We start from the raw sequence: 21999 nt of genomic DNA on the forward strand, positions 1-21999 counted from the left end.
GGGCCTCCGGGAGGCTGCGGCAAAGCCTTCCGCAGCGACAGCCCGCGAGGGCTGAGGATCGCAACATCAACGCAGCCCGACTCTGTGAAAGCAGTAGTGAAGGGCTCCCCCCATGGGAGCCCTTCTTTCGTTCCCCGCCCCCACTGATCGGCTCCGCCTATCGACATGCGTCGTGCAGCCAATTTCCCTGATCAGTGGTCCAGGGTGTGAGATGGCCCGGTACCGTCGCACAACCCCCCAAGGAGCAACAAACGTGCTGAACGTAGGCGACCAGTTCCCCGAGTTCGACCTCACTGCCTGTGTCTCGCTGGAGCCGGGCAAGGAGTTCGAGCAGATCAACGCGGAGTGGCTTAAGCTCAATCGCGAAGAGAAGGGTTGGTTGGTGGTCTTCGCATGGCCGAAGGACTTCACCTTCGTGTGCCCCACCGAGATCGCCGCTTTCGGCAAGCTCAACGAGGAGTTCGCCGACCGTGACGCCCAGGTCCTCGGCTTCTCCGGTGACTCCGAGTTCGTGCACCACGCCTGGCGCAAGGACCACCCGGACCTGACCGACCTGCCCTTCCCGATGCTGGCCGACTCGAAGCACGAGCTCATGCGCGACCTCGGCATCGAGGGCGAGGACGGCTTCGCCCAGCGCGCCGTCTTCATCGTCGACCAGAACAACGAGATCCAGTTCACGATGGTGACCGCCGGTTCCGTGGGCCGTAACCCCAAGGAGGTCCTGCGGGTCCTCGACGCCCTGCAGACCGACGAGCTGTGCCCGTGCAACTGGACCAAGGGCGAGAACACCCTCGACCCGGTCGCGCTCCTCTCGGGCGAGTGAGCTGATACCGACATGGCTCTCGACGAACTGAAGTCCGCCGTACCGGACTTCGCCAAGGACCTGAAGCTGAACCTCGGCTCGGTCATCGGCAACAGCGACCTCCCGCAGCAGCAGCTGTGGGGCACCGTGCTGGCCTGCGCGATCGCCTCGCGTTCGCCGAAGGTGCTGCGCGAGCTGGAGCCCGAGGCGAAGGCCAACCTCTCCGCCGAGGCGTACACCGCGGCGAAGTCGGCGGCCGCCATCATGGCGATGAACAACGTCTTCTACCGGACCCGGCACCTGCTGTCGGACCCGGAGTACGGCACGCTCCGCGCGGGCCTGCGGATGAACGTCATCGGCAACCCGGGCGTGGAGAAGGTCGACTTCGAGCTGTGGTCGCTCGCCGTCTCCGCGATCAACGGCTGCGGCCAGTGCCTGGACTCCCACGAGCAGGTGCTGCGCAAGGCCGGCGTGGACCGTGAGACCATTCAGGAAGCCGTCAAGGTCGCTTCGGTGATCCAGGCGGTCGGTGTGACCCTCGACGCCGAGGCCGTACTCGCCGAGTAGTGACACCGCACCACCCCTGATACGAGAAGAGCCCCGAGGACGACCGACCGTCCTCGGGGCTCTTCTTTGCGTTCCGGGCCGCTGCGCTACTCCTGCGGCGGCCGGTTCTCCTGCGGGCGTTCGCCCGACGCGTCCTGCGGACCGGGTGAAGCCGGTGGCGCCGCCGGGACGGCCGTGGCGTGCGCCGGGGTCATCGACAGGGCGGTGGCCCCGTGGTGCCCGCCGCTCTCGCCCGGGGCGCCCGGGGCGCCCGGGGCGCCCGGTTCACCGTACGAGCGCAGATAGCCGAACACCGTATTGATCACGGCGACCAGCGGTACGGCGACCACCGCGCCGCCGATGCCCGCGACCAGCCCGCCGGTCGCGACCGAGAGGACCACCGCGAGCGGATGGACCCGCACCGCGCGGCCGAGGATGAACGGCTGCAGGATGTGGCCCTCGATCTGCTGCACCGCCAGGACCACCACCAGCGCCCACAGCGCGGTCCACACGCCCTCGGTGACCAGCGCGACGACAACCGCGAGCGCTCCGGAGACCACGGCGCCGACGAGCGGGATGAAGGCGAACAGGAAGATGAAGACGGCCAGCGGCACCGCGAGCGGCACATTGAGGACGTAGAGGCCGAAGCCGATGAAGATGGCGTCGATCAGGGCGACGAGCACCGTGCCGCGCACATACGCGGTCAGGGTGCGCCAGGCGCGCGGTCCGGCGCCGGCGACCCCGGGGCGGGCCGCGGCGGGCACCAGCTTGAGCGACCACTCCCAGATGCGCCGGCCGTCGTAGAGCAGGAAGAGCGTGGAGAACATCGCCAGCAGCAGCCCGGTGAGGAACTCCACCATCACGGTGACGCCCTGGAGCCCGGCGGAGGTGATCTCCTCGGTGTTGGTGCCGATGGTGTCGTTGAGGTTCTTGGCGAGGTCGTTGATCTGCGACTCGGTGACGTGGAAGGGGCTGTCGAGCGCCCAGCGCTTCAACTCGTCGATGCCGTCGCGGACCCGGTCGGAGAGCGTGTCGAGGTTCTCCATCACCTGCCACACCACGAACCAGCCGACCAGGCCGATGACGACGAACCCGAGGACGGCGGTCACCGCGGTGGCGAGCCCGTGCGGCAGCCCGAACCGCTTGAGCCGGACGACGGTCGGCTGGAGCATCGCGGTGATGAGCAGCGCGGCGGCGAAGGCCAGCACCACGAGCTGGACCGCGCTGATCACCCGCATCAGCACCCAGAGCGTCCCCGCGAGGACCAGGAGCCGCCAGCCTGCCTCGGCGGCGACCCGCATCCCCCACGGGATCGCCGCGACCGGATCCGGCTTGGCGGCGACCGAGGGGGCGTAACTGGGCGGCGCGGGCACCTGCCCGGGGTCGTCCTCGGCGACGGCGGGGGCCCCTCGCACCGCGAGGGGGTCGTCGTCGTCGGCGGCGCGCGCCCGCCGCTCTTCCAGTCGCGCGCCCAGCTCCGTCAGTTCGGAACCGAAGCGGCCCAGCCAGCCCGGCAGTTTCGACATGCTTGCTTTCCTTCCCCCATCTTCGCCGCCCAGCGCCCTCAGCGTCTTTCGACGTTCCCCGGGATCGCAGGATGCGACCGTACACGCGCGAGGCCCCCCACCGTCTGGACGGTGAGGGGCCTCGCGAGGTTGAGAGGGCGGTCCGTGGACTTCGCCCGCTCCCTCTAATACCAGTTGTTGGCCTGCCAGAAGGACCAGGCGCCGCACGGGCTGCCGTAACGGCCGTCCATGTAGCTGAGGCCCCACTTGATCTGGGTGGCCGGGTTGGTCTGCCAGTCGGCGCCGGCGGACGACATCTTGTGGCCCGGGAGGGCCTGCATCAGACCGTACGCCCCGGAGGACGGGTTGGTCGCGCGGTAGTTCCAGGTGGACTCGTGGTTCACGATGTTGCTGAAGCACTGGAACTGGTCCGCGGGGACCATCTGACGGGCCATCGCCTGGACTTCGGCCACGCTGTAGGAGCCCTGCGCGGAGAACGAGGAGGCGTCGCGGACGGAAGAACGGCTGGCGCGCTCGGCGTCGTCCTTCTTCTTCTGTTCCGCCTTGCGCTCGGCCTCGATCCGGTCCTCGGCCGCCTGCTTCTTGGACTTGGCGTCCTTGGCGGCCTGGATGCGGGCCGACTCCTCGGCCGACTTCTTCGCGGCGGCGTCGGCGGCGGATGCCTGGGCATCGGCCTGCTGCGTCAGCGAAGCGGTCTGGACCGCGGCCTGCTGGCCCGCGGGGATGTCTGCGAGCAGCGTGGTGTCGGCTGCGGCCGCCTCGAAGTTGTTGTCGTCGGCGGCAGGTGTGCCGCCCGCAGCAACGCCTACGACGGCGCCTACGGTGGTGACCGCGGTGGCAGATGCCACGGCGAACCCCCGGACCGAGATCCGGCTCACATGGTGTCCTTCCAGCATCGCCCGCTTAGGTGACCTCGCGGGCGCGTTCGTGCCCCTGGCGCTGGCCTCCCTACTGCGTGGGTCACGGGAGGCACGGGCCCGATGGGCAACCCCGGTGAGGAGGCTGCCGCGTGGTGCTCGCGGGCGGCATACGGGCGTCTTGTGTTGAGTTGTGTGGTGCGTGGCACCTCTGGAGGTGCCCAAGTGCCGTATGCGGGGCCTGACGGAAGCAAGACTCTGCCGGACGGGGACGCCGGGAGGCAATTCTGTGTTGCGTGGGAAAGGTCACACCTCGTTTGGGCCACCGGTTTTCCGGAAATGACGGCGCAGCACAATGCCGCCCGGCTAAGCTCCTTGGCTCGCCGGGCGGCATCAATGGGGCATGCGGGTCAGATGTGGCCTTCCTCCAGCATTTCGGTCACCAGCGCGGCGATCTGCGAACGCTCCGACCGCGTGAGCGTGACGTGGGCGAACAGCGGATGGCCCTTCAGTTTCTCGACGACGGCGACGACTCCGTCGTACCGGCCGACCCGGAGGTTGTCCCGCTGGGCCACGTCATGGGTGAGCACGACACGCGAATTCGCCCCGATTCTGGACAACACGGTCAGCAGGACGTTCCGTTCGAGCGACTGCGCCTCGTCGACGATCACGAACGCGTCGTGCAGCGAGCGGCCGCGGATGTGGGTGAGCGGCAGGACCTCCAGCATCCCGCGCCCGAGCACCTCCTCGATGACCTCGCGCCCGGCGACCGCCGAGAGCGTGTCGAAGACCGCCTGTGCCCAGGGGCTCATCTTCTCGGCCTCGCTGCCGGGGAGATAGCCGAGCTCCTGCCCGCCGACCGCGTACAGCGGACGGAAGACCATCACCTTCTTGTGCTGCCGGCGCTCCAGCACCGCCTCCAGGCCCGCGCAGAGGGCCAGTGCCGACTTGCCGGTGCCCGCGCGGCCGCCCAGCGACACGATGCCGACGTCGGCGTCGAGGAGGAGGTCGAGGGCGATCCGCTGCTCGGCGCTGCGCCCGTGGATGCCGAAGGCCTCCCGGTCGCCCCGCACGAGCCGCACATTGCCCTCGGCCGTCACCCGGCCGAGCGCCTTGCCGCGCTCGGACTGGAGGACCAGGCCGGTGTGCACGGGCAGCTCGGCGGCCTCGGGGACGTACAGCGTCTCCTCGCTGAACAGCAGGTCGATCTGTTCCCCGGCGAGGGACAGTTCGCTCATACCGGTCCAGCCGGAGTCCGTGATGGCGAGCTCGGCGCGGTACTCCTCGGCGAGGAGGCCCACGGAGGACGCCTTGATACGTAGCGGCAGGTCCTTGGAGACGACCGTGACGTCGTACCCCTCGGCCTGGAGGTTGCGTGCGACCGCGAGGATCCGTGAGTCGTTGTCCCCCAACCGGTAGCCGGCGGGCAGGACGCCGGGATCAGAGTGGTTGAGTTCGACACGGAGCGTCCCGCCCAGATCCCCGAGCGGGATCGGGGCGTCCAGCCGGCCGTACCGGACCCGGAAGTCGTCCAGCAGGCGCAGGGCCTGCCGGGCGAAGTACCCGAGCTCGGGATGGTGCCGTTTGGCCTCTAGTTCCGTGACCACCACGATCGGCAGCACGACTTCGTGCTCGTCGAAGCGGGCCATGGCGCCTGGGTCGGCCAGCAGGACGCTGGTGTCGAGAACGTAGGTGCGCCTGTCGGGCATGCGGCGCTTAGTGCTGGTCACCACGGAAGGACGTACCCCCTCGGACGAGGTCGGGGAGTGCGACGAACGGTCGCGGAGCTTCCCGAAGGGAGAGGACGGACCGGGATCGGGCCCCACTGCGCGGGCCGGACCACGGCCTCCGCGTCGGCCGCACGCTGTGTACGGTCCTTCGTGTGCAAAGGGCCTCCCGGGCGAGCGGTCTTGGCACCGCTCACTTGGATGCGACATCCGCCTGGTTGATGACCGGACGTCGACCTGACAGGGGTATTCCCTTTATCGCGCGAAGCCATGCCGCCGCATATGACACGGTGTGGAGAAGTCCCGGTGGACGCGCGACGACTCCCCTATATAGAGGAGTCGTCGGGCGGTACGGGTGAGGGGGCCGTTCAGACGCCGTAGCGGCGGTGGCGGGCGGCGTAGTCGCGCAGCGCCCGGAGGAAGTCGACCTTGCGGAAGGCCGGCCAGAAGACCTCGCAGAAGTAGTACTCCGAATGGGCGCTCTGCCAGAGCATGAAGCCCGACAGCCGCTGCTCGCCGCTCGTCCGGATCACCAGGTCCGGGTCGGGCTGGCCCCGGGTGTAGAGGTGCTCGGAGATCAGGTCGGTGGAGACGACCTCGGCCAGCTCCTCGAAGCTGGTGCCCTTCGCCGAGTGCTCCAGGAGCAGCGAGCGGACGGCGTCCGCGATCTCCTGGCGGCCACCGTAGCCGACCGCGACATTGACGATTATTCCGTCGATACCGGACGTCGACTCCTCGGCCTCCTTGAGGACCGTCTGCGTCTCGGCCGGAAGCAGGTCGAGCGTGCCGACGTGGTGGACGCGCCAGCGCCCGTCCGCGGCGAGGTTGCGCACGGTGTTCTCGATGATGCCGAGCAGCGGCTTCAGCTCGTGCTCGGGCCGGTCGAAGTTGTCCGTGGACAGCATCCAGAGGGTGACGACCTCGACGTCGGTCTCGTCGCACCAGCCGAGCAGCTCGGAGATCTTGTCCGCACCGGCCTGGTGGCCCTGCACGGCCGATCCGCCGGAGGCCTTGGCCCACCGCCGGTTGCCGTCGAGGATGACCCCGATGTGCTTCGGCACCTGGTCGTGGTCCAGGCGGCCTTCCACCCGGCGCGCGTAGAGCCTGTACACCAGGTCGCGGAAGTTCACTGCGTTCACCCTCTCGGTTCCGTACGGGCCCGGGCCCGCCCTCCCCGTCGCCGGGGGTCCGGGGGCCGCCCCCCCGCAGGGGATCGCCGCACGGTCTGCGCCGCCCGCGCGATCCCTCGGCGGCCGCGCCTCTACCACTGGCACGGGCCGCGCGGGCCTTCGCCGCGCCGCACATCGGCATTCCCCGAAGCGGCCACATTACTGCGATCGGGTCACGGGGGCCCAACCCGGTCTGTCACAACTCCGTGATAAGGAATGAAACGTGACTGATTACCTCTCCCCCGACCTGTATTACCGTGCCGCCGATACGCGCTACGACTCCATGGAGTACCGCCGGACCGGGCGCAGCGGCCTCAAGCTGCCCGCCCTCTCGCTGGGCCTGTGGCACAACTTCGGCGACGACCGGGCGCTGGACTCCCAGCGGGCGATCCTGCGCCGCGCCTTCGATCTCGGCGTCACCCACTTCGACCTGGCCAACAACTACGGCCCGCCGCCCGGTTCGGCCGAGCTGAACTTCGGCAAGCTCTTCGCCCAGGATTTCGCACCGTACCGTGACGAACTGGTCATTTCGACCAAGGCCGGTTATCTGATGCACCCCGGCCCGTACGGCGAGTGGGGCTCGCGGAAGTATCTGCTGTCCTCGCTCGACGCCTCGCTGAAGCGGATGGGCGTGGACTACGTCGACGTCTTCTACTCGCACCGCTTCGACCCGCACACCCCGCTGGAGGAGACGATGGGCGCCCTGGCGTCCGCCGTCCAGCAGGGCAAGGCGCTGTATGTGGGCGTCTCCTCGTACAACGCGGAGCAGACCGCCGAGGCGGCCGGGCTGCTCAAGGAGATGGGCGTACCGGCGCTGATCCACCAGCCGTCCTACTCCATGATCAACCGCTGGATCGAGGACGACGGGCTGCTCGACACCCTGGAGGCGGCCGGGATGGGCTGCATCTCCTTCGTGCCGCTCGCCCAGGGCCTGCTCACGAACAAGTATCTGAAGGGCATCCCGGAGGGCTCGCGCGCCACCCAGGGCAAGTCCCTGGACCCGGGCCTGCTCTCCGACGAGGTGGTCCGCCGGCTCAACGGGCTCAACGACATCGCACAGGGCCGCGGCCAGTCGCTCGCCCAGCTCGCCATCGCCTGGGTGCTGCGCGACAGCCGGATGACCTCGGCGCTGATCGGCGCGTCGAGCGTGAAGCAGCTGGAGGAGAACGTGGCGGCCCTCGCGGGTCCGGCACTGACCGCCGAGGAGCTGAAGGAGATCGACGCCTTCGCCGTGGACACGGCGGGCACGAACATCTGGGCCGATCGCAGCTGACGTCGGATCGACGGGGCTTCGGCCCGCACAGACCCGGCGGGGCTTCGGCCCACAAAAAACGGGCCGGTCCGTGGGGGGGGGATACGGACCGGCCCGAGGGGGGGGGTTTCCACCATAACCCTTCGTAAGTGCCGGCGCGTGCCACGCCACTCCACCCTTACTCTCCGAATTCACCGGACCGCGCTCCGAGCAGGCCGCACGCCCGTCGAACCCCCGATATCGACCCTCGTATCGAGGGGTCGCCGGGCGCCGCCGCCTTGACGTCGCCGGGCGCGGTAGAGGACAGAACCTGACCTCTGAGAGCTCTAGATTCGAGGCATGACGACACGATCCCGTGGGACCGCGCCCTCGTCCGCGCCCGTGACCTGGGCCGGGGCGAACGCCCGGCGGCTGGCCCGCCAGCGCCTCCACCCGGATGCCGCCGGCCGTGCGTCGCCCTTCGCCTCCCCCGGCGAGGCGGTGTCCGCGATGCTCGGCGCGCACGCCCAGGTGCTGTCGGCGGCCGAGCTGTCCGTGGGGCTGCGCGGGGACGGAACGACGCGTACGGACGTCCGTACGGCTCTGTGGACCGACCGGAGTCTGGTCAAGACGTTCGGGCCGCGCGGCACGGTCCATCTGCTGCCCGCCGCGGATCTGCCCCTGTGGACCGGGGCGCTGTCCGCCGTGCCGACGGGCCCGAACCCTTTCACCAAGGACGCCCGGATGACCCCGGACCAGGTGGAGGAGGTCGTGGCGGCCGTCGCGGCGGCGCTGACCGGGGCGGAGCTCACGATCGACGAGCTCTCCGAGGAGGTCGTCGCACGGACCGGGCCGTGGGCCGGGGACCTGGTGATGCCCGGGTTCCAGACGATGTGGCCGCGCTGGCGGCAGGTCCTGCACCTGGCGGGCCACCGGGGCGCCCTCGCCTACGTCCCGAACCGGGGCCGGAAAGCGACGTACACCAACCCCGGATGCACCCCGCTGCCCGGCCCCGAGGCCCTGGCGGCGCTGATCGAGCGGTATCTGTACGCGTACGGTCCCGCCACCCCCGCGCACTTCGCCCGCTGGCTCGCCGCGCCGAAGCGCTGGGCGGCCGAGCAGTTCGCCGCGCAGGCCGCGTCGGGGGCGATCGAGGAGGTGGCCTTCGCGGACGAGGGGCCGGCCTGGGTGGTCGCGGGCGACACGGAGTTCCCGGCGCAGGAGGTACGGGGCGTGCGCCTGCTCCCGTACTTCGACGCGTTCGCCATCGCCTCGTGGCCCCGCGCGAAGCTGTTCCCGGGGGCGGCGTACGAACGCGCGCTCGGGGGCGGGCAGGCGGGGAACTACCCGGTGCTGCTGGTGGACGGCACGGTGGCCGGCGTCTGGCACCAGCGCCGCTCGGGCCGCCGGATCGCGGTGACGGTGGAGCCGCTGAAGCCTCTGACCACGACCCGGCTGCGGGCCCTGGAGGAGCAGGTGGAGCGGGTCGCCGCGATCATGGAGGGCACGGCGGAACTGACGGTCGGCCCGGTGACGGTGGGGCCGCATGCGTAGCGCGGGGCGCGGGGCGGGGTGGGTCGGGGTGTGAGGGCGGGGCGGCTTACGCGTACGCGGAACGGGGGCCGGGCGCAGGACGCGGCGGGGCGGGCGGGGCGTCAGGGGCGGGGGTCGAAGCGGACCGCCATCGTGTCCCCGGCGATCACCACGAAGTCCCCCTCCTCGCACCGGATCACGGCCTGGAGCACCTCCCCGTCGGCGTCCCTGAGCTCCTGGGTGCCCACGACCGTCCACGCTCCCCCGTACGGCACCGGCGGCAGGAGGGCCGGCGGGGCGTGCTGCCACCGGCTCGCCGGTACGCACCAGTCGGGCAGCCGCGGCCAGGTGCCCGGGGTGACGCGTAACGTCCGGTCGGAGGTGCAGGTCAGCAGGACGGACTGGTCCTCCGCGAGGACGAACTCCACGGCCTCCGGCTCGCCCGCCCTGCCCTCGGGCCGGTAGTAGACCCCGAGGACGGCGGTGATCCTGGCCCCCGTGAGCCAGTCGGCGTTGCCGTGCCGCGCGCGCCCGGCAGGCCCCGCACAGTCTTCCCTCTCCACGGTCATGAGCGCTCCCACTCCTTCACTGTGCGTGCCTCCCGACGGGTAGGACGGCGGCCCGCCCGATCCCGTTGCCTCCGGGGCAAGTCTGAACTGGCGTACGGGGTCGGCCGGTTGACCGGGCAGACGGGATCCGGCCGCCGCTACCGGGGCTTGCGGGCCTCGATCAGGAAGCGGGCGGTGCGGGCTCGGAACGGTCCTTCCGCCTCGATCTGCCGGTGCAGCGCGGCCAGTTGGGGCCGGTACCGCTCGACGGTGAATCCGGGCACCATCCAGATCACCTTGCGCAGGAAGTAGACCACCGCGCCGATGTCGCGGAACTCGGTGCGCAGGGTCTCGGAGCGCAGGTCCACCACGTCGAGACCGGCCGCCGTCGCGGCGGCCGCCGCGTCGTCCGGGTGCCGGGCGCGGCGGACCTCGGGCGGCTGCGGTCCGAGGAAGTACTCGACGAGTTCGAAGACGCTGGCCGGGCCGACCTGTTGCGAGAAGTACGTGCCGCCGGGCGTCAGGACGCGCGCGATCTCCTCCCACCACGTGGTGACCGGGTGGCGGCTGACCACCAGGTCGAAGGCGGCGTCGCCGAAGGGCAGCGGCGGTTCGTCCGCGTCGGCGACGACGACCGCGCCGAGCGGGTGCAGCAGGGCGGTGGCGCGGGCGACGTTCGGCGGCCAGGCCTCCGTGGCGACGGTGACCGGCGGGAGCTTCGGCGCGGCGGCCAGCACCTCGCCGCCGCCGGTCTGGAGGTCGAGCGCGGCGTGGGCCCGGCCGAGCCGGTCGGCCATCGCGCGGGCGTACCCCCAGGAGGGGCGCTCCTCGGTGGCCCGGCCGTCGAGCCAGGAGAAGTCCCATCCGTCCACGGAGACGGCGTCGGCCTCCGCGACGAGGGCTTCGAACCGGTCGCGGGAGGCCGCGGAGTCGAAGGGGCCGAAGGGAAGGTCGGAAGGGGCGGGAGCGGATGGTTCGGGCATACGGGAATCGTGTCAGGCGGGCGCGGGGCACGCGAATGGATTCCGGGCGGGCACCCGACGGATCGCGGGCGGCGCACGCGATGGATTCAGGGTGGGGCGCGCGACGGATTGCGGGCGGGGCCCCGCCTCACGCGGCGAGTGCGCCCAGCAGCAGCCCGGTCAGCGCCCCGGCGATCATGAACGGGCCGAACGGGATGCCGGTCCTGCGCCCCGCCCGGCGCAGCAGCACCAGGCCGAGTCCGTAGGCCGCCCCGAACAGGAACCCGGCGAACCCGCCCAGGAACAGCACGGCCCAGCCGTACCAGCCGAGGGCCACGCCCAGGGCGAGGGCGAGTTTCACATCGCCGAAGCCCATGCCGTTCGGGTTGATCAGGAAGAGCAGGAAGTAGAAGCCGCCGAGGGCCAGGCCGCCCAGCAGGCCGGAGGTCCAGGATCCGGCGTGCCCGGGAAGCAGCGCGGCGCCGCCGAGCAGCAGGACGGCCGCGGCCGCCAGCGGCAGGGTCAGCGGGTCGGGCAGCCGGTGGACCCGCCGGTCGACGACGGCGAGGAGCACGGCGACGGGGGCCAGCGCCAGCCACCCGATGAGCTCGGGCCTGGCCCCGGTGGCGGCGGCGAGCGCGACACAGGCGACCACGGTGGCCAGGGGGGCGAGGACGCCGGGGGCGTAACCGGGCGGCGCTCCCGGGGCGGGAGTTTCGGCGGCGGTGTCGTCCTCGGGTGCGGCGGGCGGTCCCGGGGCGGCGCAGGGCGCGCACCGGGCCGGGCCGAGCCAGCCGCGGACCGGGCCGGTGAGCGGATGGCCGGCGGGGCACGCCGTACGCCAGGGCTCCTCCGGCTCGACGGCGAACCGGTAGGCGGCGCGCGGGATCAGCAGTCCGGTGACGGCACCCCAGACCGCGGCGACGGCGAGCAGCGCGGCGTCCACGGGGACGACCCTAACGGGCGGCGGGAACAGGGGTCTTGGGCCCGGGGGCCCAGAGCGGCCGGCGGGGGCCCAAGCGTGGCCGTTCGGGGCCCGCCCGCATCCGCCGGGGGCTACGGTCGGTGCCCATGAGGACATGGCGCGATGGCGACGGGACGCTCACGGTCGGCGCGGACCCCGGGGCCGAGGTCGGAGCCGGGGCCGGAGCCGGAGCCGGAGCCGAGGTCGGAGCCGGGGCCGGGGTCCGGGAGGTGGTGCCGCTGCGGATCGCGGCCTCGTACCGGGCCCGCACCCGGGGGCTGCTCGGGCGGGACGGGATCGAGGGGGCGATGATGCTCACCCCGTGCGGGAGTGTGCACACCTTCCGGATGCGGTTCGCCATCGATGTGGCGTACCTGGACCGGAAGTTCAGGGTCCTGGCGGTCCGCACGATGAAGCCCGGCCGCCTCGGTCTGCCCCGGCTGCGGGCCCGGCACGTGGTGGAGGCGGAGGCCGGGGCGATGGAGCGGTGGGGGGTGCGGCCGGGCGTACGGGTGGAGCTGAGGGCGGCACCGGCCACCGCGCCGGAAGCCCGCTAGGGCACTTCCCAGGAGCACGCGGCCTTACGGCGGGCCCGCGCCCGAGCAGGTCCGGCCTTACGGCGGGCCCGCGCCGAGCAGGGTCCAGGCCCCGTAACCGGCGGACGCGCAGGCGAGGACGGCGAGGACGGCGGCCGTGCGTGCCGTCGTGCGCAGCCGCAGCAGCGCGACGGCGGGCGGGAGCAGCAGCGGGAACGCGGGCATCATCAGGCGCGGCCGGGAGCCGAAGTATCCGGCGCCGATCAGCGAGATGACGACGACCGTGAGGGCGTAGACGAGGACCGGGAGCGGCTGCCGCTGCCGTACGCAGAGCACCACCAGCCACCCGAGCAGCCCGAGTGCCGCGCACAGGCCGAGGGCGGCGGGCCACGGGAGCCCAGCGATGAAGGCGGCGAGCGCGCGGCCGCCGTCGATGTTGTTGCCCCACTGCGCCTGGACGTCGAAGTAGGCGAACGGGCCGCCTTCGCGTACGGCGACGAACACCACGTACGCCAGCCAGCCGAGCGGTGCGAGCGCCACGCCCGCGAGCATCCGGGCGTTGCGGCGCAGGACCGGACCGATGCCGTCGCCCGCGCGGTACTCGCGTACGAGGGTGACGGCGGCGGTGACCGCCAGGGCCGCGACGAGCGCCGCCGCCGTGGGCCGGGTGAGCCCCGCCAGGACGGTCAGCGCGCCCGCGACGATCCAGCGGCCCTTGAGGACGGCGTACAGCGCCCAGGCGGCCAGAGCGGTGAACAGGGTCTCCGTGTACGCCATCGACTGGACGAACGCCGTCGGGTACACACCCCAGAGCGCGGCCAGCACCACGCCCGTACGCCGTCCGCGCAGATGGGCGCCGACCGCGAAGATGCCCCAGGCGGCGAGCAGCCCGGCCGTCCAGGCGACCAGGAGGCCGGCGCCGCCGAGGGTGAGCGGGGTCACCTCGGAGATGGCGCGTTCCAGGGCCGGGAGGAGGGGGAAGAACGCCAGGTCGGAGTGGGCGGAGCCGTCCGGGAGGGTGACGGTGTAGCGGTAGCCGTTCTCGGCGATGCGCTGGTACCAGACGGAGTCCCAGCGTCCGCTGAGCGGCCCCAGGGGGTCCTTCCCGGCGGCGGACGCGGCTGCCCAGAAGGCCAGCAGCCCCAGAGCCCGGGCGCCGGCGTAGACCGCGAGCGCGGGCGCGGCGGCCCGGAACGCGACGGCGGCCCGGGACCCGGGGGTGCGGGGGCCCGGGGGTGGACCGGCGGGCGTCCGGGTGCGGAGCTGGTGATCGGACATACGGCCGATTATGACGTCGGCGGCGGACGTTTCCCGCCACGGGCTCGCCTTCTCCGCCACGGGCGGGGGCGGGCACCGCCCGTGGCGGGACCGTCGGCCGGGCGGCAGGGTCGGCGGCCCGCCCGGCACGTCTCAGACGCCCAGCACCTCGTTCCCGAAGACCTTCCACGGCGACATCTCCACCGCGTCCATGACCGCCAGCTGCGGGTGCCGGGCCGCCGTCTCGTCCCGTACGGCGACCGTGTCCGGCCAGCTGTCGAGGTGCGCGGCGCCCTCGATGACGACGCCGTCCCAGTCGGTGGTGGCCGTCTCGCCGCTGCGGTCGACGACGAAGCCGATGCACAGCACCGAGGCCCGTCCCACCGTCCGCCGGATGGCGCTCACCGCACGCTCCCGTTCCGGCACGGGCAGCTCCCCGACGGAGAACTCGACGGCGACGACACCGGCCCGGGCCCGCCGGATGCGCACCAGGAGGTCGAGGCCCGTGTCGGTCCACAACCGGAAGCCGACCTCGCGCAGCCGCTGGAGCCCGGCGATGGACAGCAGCTGTTCACGGGTGACGGGCGAACGCGCGCCCAGGGAAGCGGAGTCGAGGCTGACGAGCACCGTGCGGCCGGTCACCGGGTGCGCGGGGCGGAGCCCTTCGGCCTCCAGGTCGCCCAGCAGCGTACGGGCGTCCAGCCGGGTCCAGCCCAGGTGGTACGAGTAGAAGAATCCGGCACCCATGGACGCCCACCCCCATCGCTCTGCATCGCGGCGGCGTCGTGGTCGGCGACCCCCGGCACCTGTGAGCGTACTGAGCTGCGGCCGGGGCTGCGTGGGCCCACGGGCCCACGGCCGGCCCCAAGCGGAACGGCCGCCGCACTCCGCCGCAACACCACCTCCGTCGACCGCACTTGGGCCCGGCTTTGGGACCGGGGGCCCGGGCGGGCGCACCTTTTCGGCCGTACGCTCTCAGCCGTCGGGCAACACGCGCGGGGTCGAGGAGAGGTGCACCGTGAGCGGTGGCGGGGGCTGGGGAGACCGGAGCGCGGGCCACATACCGCCGGGGCGCCACGGCCTCGCGGGGCCGGGGTCCGCACGCCACGGCCAACAGGGCAGCCGCTTCTTCGCGTTGACCCGAAGCTGGGTGATCGGCGGCCTCGTCTATCTCGCCCTCGGGTTCGTCATGAGCCGGGTCCTGGTCGAACTGCTCGGCACCGAGGAGCGGTTGGAGGCCTTCGGCTGGCGGCTGGCCCTGCTCCACCTGCCCGCCCTAGTCGTGACCCTGCTGACGGTCCTGGCCGCCGCCCGGATCCTCCCCGACGAGCACCGCGAGTCCTCCCGCACCCTGTATCTGCTCGCCGCCCTGGCCGTACCGCTGGCCGGCCTGGTGTACGGCTTCGTCGTCGCCGGGGAGGTCGTCGGCATCGAGGGCGTCCTCATGCCGGCCGTCTCACTGGCGGCCGGCGCGGCGTCGGGGGTGGCGGTCGACCGGCTGCTGGAGGAGCGCGCCACCCGGACCCCGGAGCCGCCCCGGTACTCGTACAACTGGCGGGACGGCGGCGCGACCGCGATGGAGTACCTGGGGCTCGTCGTCCTCGTCACCATGCTGATCGGCGCGATGGCGATGGCCGGCGTCGGCGGGAAGATCGGCGACCGGCTGCGGTGCGCGATCAGCTCGCTGGCCGGTGGCGGCGGATCCTGCTCCTCCGGCGGCCAGGACCCGGAGGCGAAGCCGAAGACCGACGCGGACTACGAGCCCAAGATGTGCCAGGTCTCCACCATCTCGGACACGGCGGGCGGCAAGGTCAAGATCGGCTGGTTCGAGTGGGGCGAGGAGTACGGCTTCCAGCAGAAGGTCTCGCAGGCGAGCACCGATGTGAACGGCGACGGGAAGGTCGACGGCGACGACAAGGTCGTCTCCATGACGTTCACCGACGCCGCCTCCGCCGGGGCCACCGCCAGCACGCCAGGTGTGAAGCTCGGCAGCCTCGGCAAGGCGGATGTCGACATCGGCGGCGGCATCAAGATCACCAACGGTGACACCTGGATCTTCTCCAGCGAGGAGGAGGCGCAGAAGATGCGGGACGACATCGAGGAAATGAAGATGTGGGAGACCTCCACCAAGCACAGCGGCGCCTACGGAGGCGGCTGGTACTCCGCGATGAAGTGGGCGGAGAAGAAGGAGGACATCGAGAAGAAGATCGGCGACAAGAAGATCTCCTACTCGACCGTCGGCCTCAACGCCTACGCGGACGGCGGCCTCTCGATCAAGGGCGGCGACGAGGACGAACTCGGCGCCAAACTGGGCGGCAAGGCGAAGTTCTCGCCCGAGGTGACGATCACCAAGGACGACGTGAACGGCAACGAGTCGTACACGTACACCGCCAAGCTCGAACTGGAGGGCAAGGTCGGCGGGAACGTGGGCCCGGTCAAGGGGACCGTGGGCGGCAAGCAGAACCGTACCGGCGCGATCACCGTCACCCGCGACCAGAAGACCGGGAAGATCGTCCGCATCGACATGACGCAGACGGTGGAGAGCGGTTCGACCTCCGGCAAGGTCGAGGTCGGCGGCGACAACGGCGAGAGCGGCCAGGACAAGCGCGGCGGCAAGGGCAGCGCCTCCGACTCCTCGGGCGGGACCGGCATCGACGTGGTGACGAACTCGATCGTCTTCGGCAAGGACACGGACGCGGCGACCGAGGCGAACCGGGCCGTCGCCGAACAGTGGCTGGGCGGCTCGGGCGACAACACCGCCCCGTTCGAGTACCTCTTCGGCGACCACGGCATGGAGAACCGCCCGGAGGGCAACGACCCCTTCCAGCAGCTGATGTTCGAGGACGGGCTGTCCAGCAGCATGCGGTACACCGGCGAGAGCGACGCCCAGGAGTTCGGCTTCGAGATCTCCCTCGGGATGAGCCTCGGGTTCTCCCTCTCCACGGAGCAGAAGAAGGAGTCGCTGACGGACGCGGAGTTCCTCGGGGCCCCGCAGGGCGACCGGCGCACGTATCTTCCGTACAGCTACTGCGCCAACTGAACGGGCGGTGACAGAGACGATGAGTACCAGCACGCGGAAGACGCGGAGTACGCAGAGCGCGCAGGGCATGCGGAGCACGGACGGCACGTGGAGCGCGCGGAAGGCCCGGCGGCGGGTGACCGCCGCCGCGGTGGCCGTCGCGGCAGCGGCCGTGCTGCTGGCCGGATGCGGCGGCGACGAGGACACCGCCTCCGTGCCGGAGGGCTGGGGCACGCTGGACACCGGCAGTCTGCGCGTCGGCTATCCGAAGAGCGAGGGGTACGCGGAACAGCCGGCGGGCGAGCGGGCCAAGGCCAACGCGGCGGTCGCGCTCAAGGAGGAGGACGGCATCCGGACCGGCATGGTCTCGGTCCAGCTGGACTTCGCCACGGGCGTGCACGACGCGGCCGGGGCAGCGGCGGCGGCGGGCGCGGGCATCGGGATGAGCTCCACCCGCAAGGCCACGGAGGACGTACGCCTCGCGGGCCCGGAAAGCGCAGGCGAGGCGCGCGAGGCCCGCCGGATCGACTACGACTTCACGGCGGACGGTCAGGAGGACACCCCGAACGCGGGGACTCCGATGACCGGGGTCCTGGTCGCGGGCGTGGACTCGAAGGGCGTTCCGTTCGTGGTGCGCCTGAACGCGGTGAAGGACGCGGTCGGCACGGAGGACCTGGACGCGTTCGTGGGGTCGATCACGGTGAAGTGAGGCCCGGGAAGCGATTGTTGCGACGCATTGTTGTCACCGCAGTCCTTCCGCCGCCTTCCTCCAGGAGACCCCGCCATGGCAGAGCCGAAGATCGGCGCCCTCGTGTTCGACGTGCTCGGCACACTCGTCGACGAACCCGCCGGACTCCGGGCCGGCATCCGCGCCCTCGACCCGTCCTTGGACGCCCCCGGCACCGAACGGCTGCTGGTGCTGTGGCAGCGGCACATCGAGCGTGAGCAGCGCCGGATCCTCGACGGCGACCGGCCCTACCTCCCCAGCGACGCCCTCGACCGCGAGGCCGCCGGGCTCGTCGCGGAGGCGGCCGGGGTGGAGGACCCGGCGGCCGTGGAGGCGCTGGCCGGTTCGGCCCGCCGCCTCCCGCCGTGGCCCGACACCGTGGCGGGGCTCGCCCGGCTCGCCGACCGCTTCCCGCTGATCGGTCTCTCCAACGCGAGCCGGACGGCGCTGCTGGAACTGAACGCCCACGCCGGACTGCGCTGGCACCAGGCCCTGTCCGCCGAGGACGCCCGCGCCTACAAGCCGGACCCGGCGGTCTACCGGCTGGCCGTCACCGTCGCCGGGCAGCCGCCGGAGCGCCTGCTGATGGTCGCCGCCCACGCCTGGGACCTGCGCGGCGCGCAGGCGCTGGGCCTGCGTACGGCCTATGTGGCCCGCCCGGTCGGCGACCCGCCCACGGCCTCGGACCGGTTCGACCTGTACGCGGAGGACCTGGCGGACCTGGCGGGGCAGCTGGAGCTCTCCCCGGGCGTATGAGGTCACTCCGGGGCGGTCAGCCCGCCTCGCCGCTCCGGTGGAGGGCTTCCAGGGCGGCCAGTTCGTCGTCGGACAGCCGCAGGGCTCCGGCGGCGACGTTGGCGGCAAGGTGGTCCGGGTTGCCGGTGCCCGGGATGGCGAGCACATGGGGCCCGCGGTGCAGCGTCCAGGCCAGCCGGACCTGTGCCGTGCTCGCGCCGTGCGCGCGGGCGACGGTGAGCAGCGCATCGGCATCGGTGTCCGCGTCCGGGGAGGCGCCCGCCTCGCGCCCGGCGCCCGCGATGGAGTAGAAGGGCACGAAGGCGATGCCCTGCTCACCGCAGTCCCGCAGGAACGCGTCCTGGTCCGGCGGCGAGCCGAGCCCGTACTTGTTCTGCACACAGACCACCGGTGCGATGGCGCGGGCTTCGGCTAGCTGCGCGGGGCCGACGTTGGAGACGCCGAGGTGACGGATCAGCCCGGCCTCGCGCAGTTCGGCCAGCGCGCCGAATCGCTCGGCGATCGAATCGGTGCCCACGATGCGCAGGTTCACCACGTCGAGGTGGTCGCGGCCGAGCTGGCGGAGGTTCTCCTCGACCTGCCCGCGCAACTGCCCCGGCGTGGCGTGGTTCTGCCACCGGCCCGAGGGGTCGCGGCCGGGCCCGACCTTGGTGGTGATGACCAGGTCGTCGGGGTAGGGCGCCAGCGCGCTGTTGATCAGCTCGTTGGCGGAGCGGAGCCGCGAGAAGTAGAACGCGGCGGTGTCGATGTGGTTCACGCCGAGTTCGCGGGCGCGGCGCAGCACCCGTATCGCCCGGTCCCGGTCGCCCGGCACCGCGTCGACGTCGAACGCCTGCCCCTGCTGCGGCAACCGCATCGTCCCGAACCCGACGCGGTTGACCACGAGGTCGCCGAGGGTCCAGGTGCCGGACGCCGCCGCGGTGATCGTCTCTGAAGTCATACCTGGATGATCTCCGAGCGGCGGCGGTCCCGACAATGATTCCGTCACGCCGCGAACGTCGGAGATTCCGTCACGCCGCGAGCGTCGGAATCGGCCGGCCCCGGACCGTACGCAGGCGCCCTGCACCGGACCGTACGCAGGCCCCTACACCGGCTCCGGCATCTGGAAGCCGCCGATCCGCCGCTCCAGCAGTTCGGCCAGCCGCAGCGGGGTGCGGTCCTCGAACATCGGACCGATGATCTGCACGCCCACCGGCAGCCCCTCGGGCGACCGGCCCGTCGGTACGGCGGTGGAGGGCAGGCCGGGCATGGTGGCCAGACCGGCCCAGACGAGCTGGTCGAAGTACGGGACCTCGACGCCGTCGATGTCGATCCGGCGCGCCATCGGGTCCGGGTGGTGGTCGTGCGGGAACGCGGGGGTGGGCGTGATGGGGCACACCACGGCGTCGAAGTCGGCGAAGAACTGCCGCCAGGCGTGGCGGTGCAGCTCACGGAGGGTGTTCACGGCCATCCAGTCGTGGTGGCTGAACACCATGGCGCGCAGCCGCGCCGCGTCGAGGCTCGGGTCGTCGGCGCTCAGCCCGGCGGCGCGGGCCCGCAGGAGCTCGTACGACTCGACGGGGAAGCTCGCGACGGAGCCGGAGAACAGCAACTGCGTGTAGAGCGTGGCGGCTTCGGCCAGATCGGGCAGCAGCGGACTGTGCCTCTCGACGCGGGCGCCGCCGTCGGCGAGGGCGTCGGCCACCCGGCCCACGCCCGCCCGCACGGCGGCCCCGGTCGGCAGATATGGATGCTCGTCGAGCACCAGGACCCGGAAGTCACCGAGCCGCTCGTGGCGCGCGGGCGGCAGCGCCACCTCGTGCGCCACCCCGTACGTGAGCGGGTCAGGTCCGGCCATCACGTCGAGGAGGAGCGCGAGGTCACGGGCGCTGCGCGCCATCGGCCCGACGACGGCGAGGTCGGGCTCGTACGGCAACGCGGGCGTATGGGGCGGGACCATGCCCCGGCCCGCCACCAGCCCGAGGGTCGGCTTGTGCGCGTAGACACCGCAGAAGTGTGCGGGCGTGCGCAGCGAACCGGCGAGGTCGGATCCGATGGACAGCGCGCCGAACCCGGAGGCCAGCGCCGCCGCCGATCCGCCGGACGACCCGCCCGACGTACGGCCGTGATTCCAGGGGTTGTTGGTGGTGCCGTGGATCTCGTTGAAGGTCTGGATGTCCTGCAGCCCCAGGGGCACGTTGGTCTTGCCGAGCACCACCGCGCCCGCGGCCTTGAGCCGTGACACCTGCACCGCGTCCTCGGCGGGCAGGTGGTTCCGGTGCTCGGGGATGCCCCAGGTCGTGGGCAGCCCGGCGATGTCGTAGGACTCCTTCACCGTCACCGGTATGCCGAGCAACGGCCGGTCCTCACCACGGGCACGCGCCCGGTCGGCGGCGCGGGCGGCGGTCCGGGCCCGGTCGAAGTCGGGCACGCAGACGGAGTTGATCGCCTTGTCGTCCCGCTCGATGCGGGCGATCGCGTCGTCGGTCAGTTCTGCCGAGGTCACTTCACCGGCGCGCAGGGCAGCCGCGAGTTCTTCGGCCGTCGCATGGTTCAACGTCATGCGAGCGAACGTATGCGCCTCCGGGAGAGGGCAGGAAATGCTGATTCCCGCAATGGTGAAGCGGGCCCCGGAGTTCTCTTTCGCAGCTTCACTGGCGTGGACGCAGTGGGCAGCTGAGGGGAAGGACGCGTTCGGTGAGTCGGCCGGTGAGGAGGGCGTCGGTGACGACCACCTCCGCCAGCCAGTCCGCCGCGGTCAGTCGGTCCACCAGCTCCGGCAGGTCGCCGGGGTCGACGGCGCACCAGGAGGCGAGGGCTTCCAGCTCGACGCCCCGGCCCTGGGGCCCCAGTCGGCCGTCGGCCTCGGCCCCGGTGGCCAGGGCCAGGGCGAGCAGCCGCGCCTCGGCCCCGGTCTTGGCCTTGCGGAGCTTCTTCTCCCCGACGACTCTCTGGGCCCATCCGCTGAGCCTGGGCCGCATCTTCTTGCCGAACGTGAACGGGCCCGGGTCGCCGTCGTCGGGCGTCAGCGACGGCACGCTGATCCGGGTGGGGCACTCCGGGCGGGAGGCGATCAGTTCTTCGACGGTCCCGGCGATGCTCAGCCAGCCGCTCTCCACCAGCTGACCCACCAGCTGCTCGGGGTCCCGCAGGGGCAGCCCCTTGAGGTCCTGCCCGACGAGGTTGCCGACCCCGGACTGTGCGGTGCGCAGCGTCAGCATCACCACCAGCAGGCGGGCATCCGGGCCCGGCAGGGGTGCGTGGTCGGCCACATGCGCGAGGACGGCCCGTGCGTGGTCCCACTGCGCGGACGCGGTCAGCAGCCGTGCCACGGCCGGCCCTTCGCCGTCCGGAGCCTGGCCGATGCGGTGCAGATGCTGGAGCCGGACGGTGGCGGAGGCCTGCTCGGCCCGTTGGGCGTCGAGGCGCAGTGCGGTGTCACCGGTGGCTTCGGCCCAGGCGAAGAAGGCCTTCGCCTTACGGGCGTGGAGGTCGGCGAGCACCGCGAGGTCGGGTTCGGCGCGCTGCTGGTAGGCGCGGAAGAGTTCACCGAGTTCGGTGAGCTCGTCGCGCAGTGCGATGGGCCGCAGTTCGTGCGGGACGAAGCGCTGCGCGATCCTCCCGCGCCGGCCGCGCTGCCGCGTCGGCCGGGCGGGCCGGGGGGCCGGCACCGAGTACGGGGCGGTGGCACCGGAGGCGATGTGCGAGAAGTGCGGGCCGACGAACGAAACGGCCGACGCGGGAGCGGTGGTCGACGACGCGGGTCCGGCGGTCGGCGACGCGGCTGCGGTGGTCGGGGCGACCGGTCCGGCGGCCGGGGCCGGTGCGGCGGCCGAGGCCGGTGCGGCGGTCGACGACGC

The 21999-nt window shown here is 72.2% G+C and carries 20 protein-coding genes; 8 read left to right on the plus strand and 12 right to left on the minus strand.

Translation table 11 applies throughout. The features are described from left to right. The first annotated feature begins 253 nt into the window (after positions 1-253). Entirely contained in the window at positions 254-823 is a 570-nt protein-coding gene (locus G3I54_RS37780) for a peroxiredoxin (protein ID WP_164621756.1), read from the plus strand. 12 nt (positions 824-835) lie between these two features. After that, on the plus strand, positions 836-1369 hold the full coding sequence (locus G3I54_RS37785) for an alkyl hydroperoxide reductase (protein ID WP_056700890.1): 534 nt from the start codon (positions 836-838) through the stop codon (positions 1367-1369). 86 nt (positions 1370-1455) lie between these two features. On the opposite strand, the gene G3I54_RS37790 is transcribed toward G3I54_RS37785, so the two are convergent. The 4 genes from G3I54_RS37790 to G3I54_RS37805 form a co-directional block, all read right to left on the minus strand. Further along, the gene (locus G3I54_RS37790; protein ID WP_164621758.1) at positions 1456-2874 is read right to left on the minus strand and encodes an AI-2E family transporter; all 1419 of its coding nucleotides are present in this window, start codon (positions 2872-2874) and stop codon (positions 1456-1458) included. Between the two features lie 164 nt (positions 2875-3038). Then, a complete protein-coding gene (locus G3I54_RS37795) occupies positions 3039-3752 on the minus strand; it encodes a transglycosylase SLT domain-containing protein (protein ID WP_164621767.1) in 714 nt (237 codons plus the stop codon). Positions 3753-4141: 389 nt separating this feature from the next. Then, a complete protein-coding gene (locus G3I54_RS37800) occupies positions 4142-5464 on the minus strand; it encodes a PhoH family protein (RefSeq protein ID WP_164621769.1) in 1323 nt (440 codons plus the stop codon). Between the two features lie 362 nt (positions 5465-5826). After that, a complete protein-coding gene (locus G3I54_RS37805) occupies positions 5827-6588 on the minus strand; it encodes an isoprenyl transferase (protein WP_164621826.1) in 762 nt (253 codons plus the stop codon). A gap of 262 nt (positions 6589-6850) precedes the next feature. On the opposite strand from G3I54_RS37805, the gene mgrA reads away from it, so the two are divergent. Both mgrA and G3I54_RS37815 read left to right on the plus strand, forming a co-directional pair. Continuing rightward, positions 6851-7900, plus strand: a complete 1050-nt coding sequence (gene mgrA / locus G3I54_RS37810) for an L-glyceraldehyde 3-phosphate reductase (protein ID WP_164621771.1) — start codon at positions 6851-6853, stop codon at positions 7898-7900. A 318-nt stretch (positions 7901-8218) separates the two neighbouring features. Beyond that, the gene (locus tag G3I54_RS37815; protein ID WP_164621773.1) at positions 8219-9412 is read left to right on the plus strand and encodes a winged helix DNA-binding domain-containing protein; all 1194 of its coding nucleotides are present in this window, start codon (positions 8219-8221) and stop codon (positions 9410-9412) included. A 101-nt stretch (positions 9413-9513) separates the two neighbouring features. On the opposite strand, the gene G3I54_RS37820 is transcribed toward G3I54_RS37815, so the two are convergent. The 3 genes from G3I54_RS37820 to G3I54_RS37830 form a co-directional block, all read right to left on the minus strand. After that, a complete protein-coding gene (locus tag G3I54_RS37820) occupies positions 9514-9960 on the minus strand; it encodes a hypothetical protein (protein ID WP_164621775.1) in 447 nt (148 codons plus the stop codon). A gap of 137 nt (positions 9961-10097) precedes the next feature. Further along, positions 10098-10922 (minus strand): class I SAM-dependent methyltransferase, encoded by an 825-nt coding sequence (locus G3I54_RS37825; protein ID WP_164621777.1) that lies wholly within the window; start codon positions 10920-10922, stop codon positions 10098-10100. A gap of 127 nt (positions 10923-11049) precedes the next feature. Further along, the gene (locus tag G3I54_RS37830) at positions 11050-11847 is read right to left on the minus strand and encodes an A24 family peptidase (RefSeq protein WP_164621779.1); all 798 of its coding nucleotides are present in this window, start codon (positions 11845-11847) and stop codon (positions 11050-11052) included. Between the two features lie 125 nt (positions 11848-11972). On the opposite strand from G3I54_RS37830, the gene G3I54_RS37835 reads away from it, so the two are divergent. Then, positions 11973-12422, plus strand: a complete 450-nt coding sequence (locus G3I54_RS37835) for a DUF192 domain-containing protein (protein ID WP_164621781.1) — start codon at positions 11973-11975, stop codon at positions 12420-12422. A gap of 57 nt (positions 12423-12479) precedes the next feature. Here the strand turns inward: G3I54_RS37835 and G3I54_RS37840 are convergent, their stop codons facing one another. Continuing rightward, on the minus strand, positions 12480-13679 hold the full coding sequence (locus G3I54_RS37840) for a hypothetical protein (RefSeq protein ID WP_164621783.1): 1200 nt from the start codon (positions 13677-13679) through the stop codon (positions 12480-12482). 132 nt (positions 13680-13811) lie between these two features. Beyond that, a complete protein-coding gene (locus tag G3I54_RS37845; protein WP_164621785.1) occupies positions 13812-14405 on the minus strand; it encodes a hypothetical protein in 594 nt (197 codons plus the stop codon). Between the two features lie 271 nt (positions 14406-14676). Here G3I54_RS37845 and G3I54_RS37850 point away from each other — a divergent pair, with 271 nt between their 5' ends. The 3 genes from G3I54_RS37850 (at position 14677) to G3I54_RS37860 (ending at position 18160) form a co-directional block, all read left to right on the plus strand. Then, on the plus strand, positions 14677-16698 hold the full coding sequence (locus tag G3I54_RS37850; RefSeq protein ID WP_164621787.1) for a hypothetical protein: 2022 nt from the start codon (positions 14677-14679) through the stop codon (positions 16696-16698). 67 nt (positions 16699-16765) lie between these two features. Then, positions 16766-17386: a hypothetical protein gene (locus G3I54_RS37855; RefSeq protein ID WP_203687749.1), complete on the plus strand. Its 621-nt coding sequence runs from the start codon at positions 16766-16768 to the stop codon at positions 17384-17386. 75 nt (positions 17387-17461) lie between these two features. Beyond that, positions 17462-18160 carry a haloacid dehalogenase type II gene (locus tag G3I54_RS37860; RefSeq protein ID WP_164621797.1) on the plus strand — a complete coding sequence of 233 codons (699 nt, stop codon included), beginning with the start codon at positions 17462-17464 and terminating at the stop codon, positions 18158-18160. A 16-nt stretch (positions 18161-18176) separates the two neighbouring features. On the opposite strand, the gene G3I54_RS37865 is transcribed toward G3I54_RS37860, so the two are convergent. The 3 genes from G3I54_RS37865 to G3I54_RS37875 all read right to left on the minus strand — a co-directional run. Then, entirely contained in the window at positions 18177-19100 is a 924-nt protein-coding gene (locus G3I54_RS37865) for an aldo/keto reductase (RefSeq protein WP_164621799.1), read from the minus strand. A 144-nt stretch (positions 19101-19244) separates the two neighbouring features. Beyond that, on the minus strand, positions 19245-20702 hold the full coding sequence (locus tag G3I54_RS37870) for an amidase (protein WP_164621801.1): 1458 nt from the start codon (positions 20700-20702) through the stop codon (positions 19245-19247). 88 nt (positions 20703-20790) lie between these two features. Next, on the minus strand, positions 20791-21999 hold a 1209-nt coding region (locus G3I54_RS37875), incomplete at its 5' end, for a hypothetical protein (RefSeq protein ID WP_239144776.1).

Source organism: Streptomyces sp. SID14515, from assembly GCF_010548505.1.
Classification (GTDB): domain Bacteria; phylum Actinomycetota; class Actinomycetes; order Streptomycetales; family Streptomycetaceae; genus Streptomyces; species Streptomyces caviscabies.

Excerpts from the sequence above, each read along its gene's own strand:
- G3I54_RS37785 (WP_056700890.1), top strand. The coding sequence starts at position 836 with ATGGCTCTCGACGAACTGAAGTCCGCCGTACCGGACTTCGCCAAGGAC.
- G3I54_RS37790 (WP_164621758.1), bottom strand. The coding sequence starts at position 2,874 with ATGTCGAAACTGCCGGGCTGGCTGGGCCGCTTCGGTTCCGAACTGACG.
- G3I54_RS37815 (WP_164621773.1), top strand. The coding sequence starts at position 8,219 with ATGACGACACGATCCCGTGGGACCGCGCCCTCGTCCGCGCCCGTGACC.
- G3I54_RS37820 (WP_164621775.1), bottom strand. The coding sequence starts at position 9,960 with ATGACCGTGGAGAGGGAAGACTGTGCGGGGCCTGCCGGGCGCGCGCGG.
- G3I54_RS37825 (WP_164621777.1), bottom strand. The coding sequence starts at position 10,922 with ATGCCCGAACCATCCGCTCCCGCCCCTTCCGACCTTCCCTTCGGCCCC.
- G3I54_RS37835 (WP_164621781.1), top strand. The coding sequence starts at position 11,973 with ATGAGGACATGGCGCGATGGCGACGGGACGCTCACGGTCGGCGCGGAC.
- G3I54_RS37840 (WP_164621783.1), bottom strand. The coding sequence starts at position 13,679 with ATGTCCGATCACCAGCTCCGCACCCGGACGCCCGCCGGTCCACCCCCG.
- G3I54_RS37845 (WP_164621785.1), bottom strand. The coding sequence starts at position 14,405 with ATGGGTGCCGGATTCTTCTACTCGTACCACCTGGGCTGGACCCGGCTG.
- G3I54_RS37855 (WP_203687749.1), top strand. The coding sequence starts at position 16,766 with ATGCGGAGCACGGACGGCACGTGGAGCGCGCGGAAGGCCCGGCGGCGG.
- G3I54_RS37860 (WP_164621797.1), top strand. The coding sequence starts at position 17,462 with ATGGCAGAGCCGAAGATCGGCGCCCTCGTGTTCGACGTGCTCGGCACA.
- G3I54_RS37865 (WP_164621799.1), bottom strand. The coding sequence starts at position 19,100 with ATGACTTCAGAGACGATCACCGCGGCGGCGTCCGGCACCTGGACCCTC.
- G3I54_RS37870 (WP_164621801.1), bottom strand. The coding sequence starts at position 20,702 with ATGACGTTGAACCATGCGACGGCCGAAGAACTCGCGGCTGCCCTGCGC.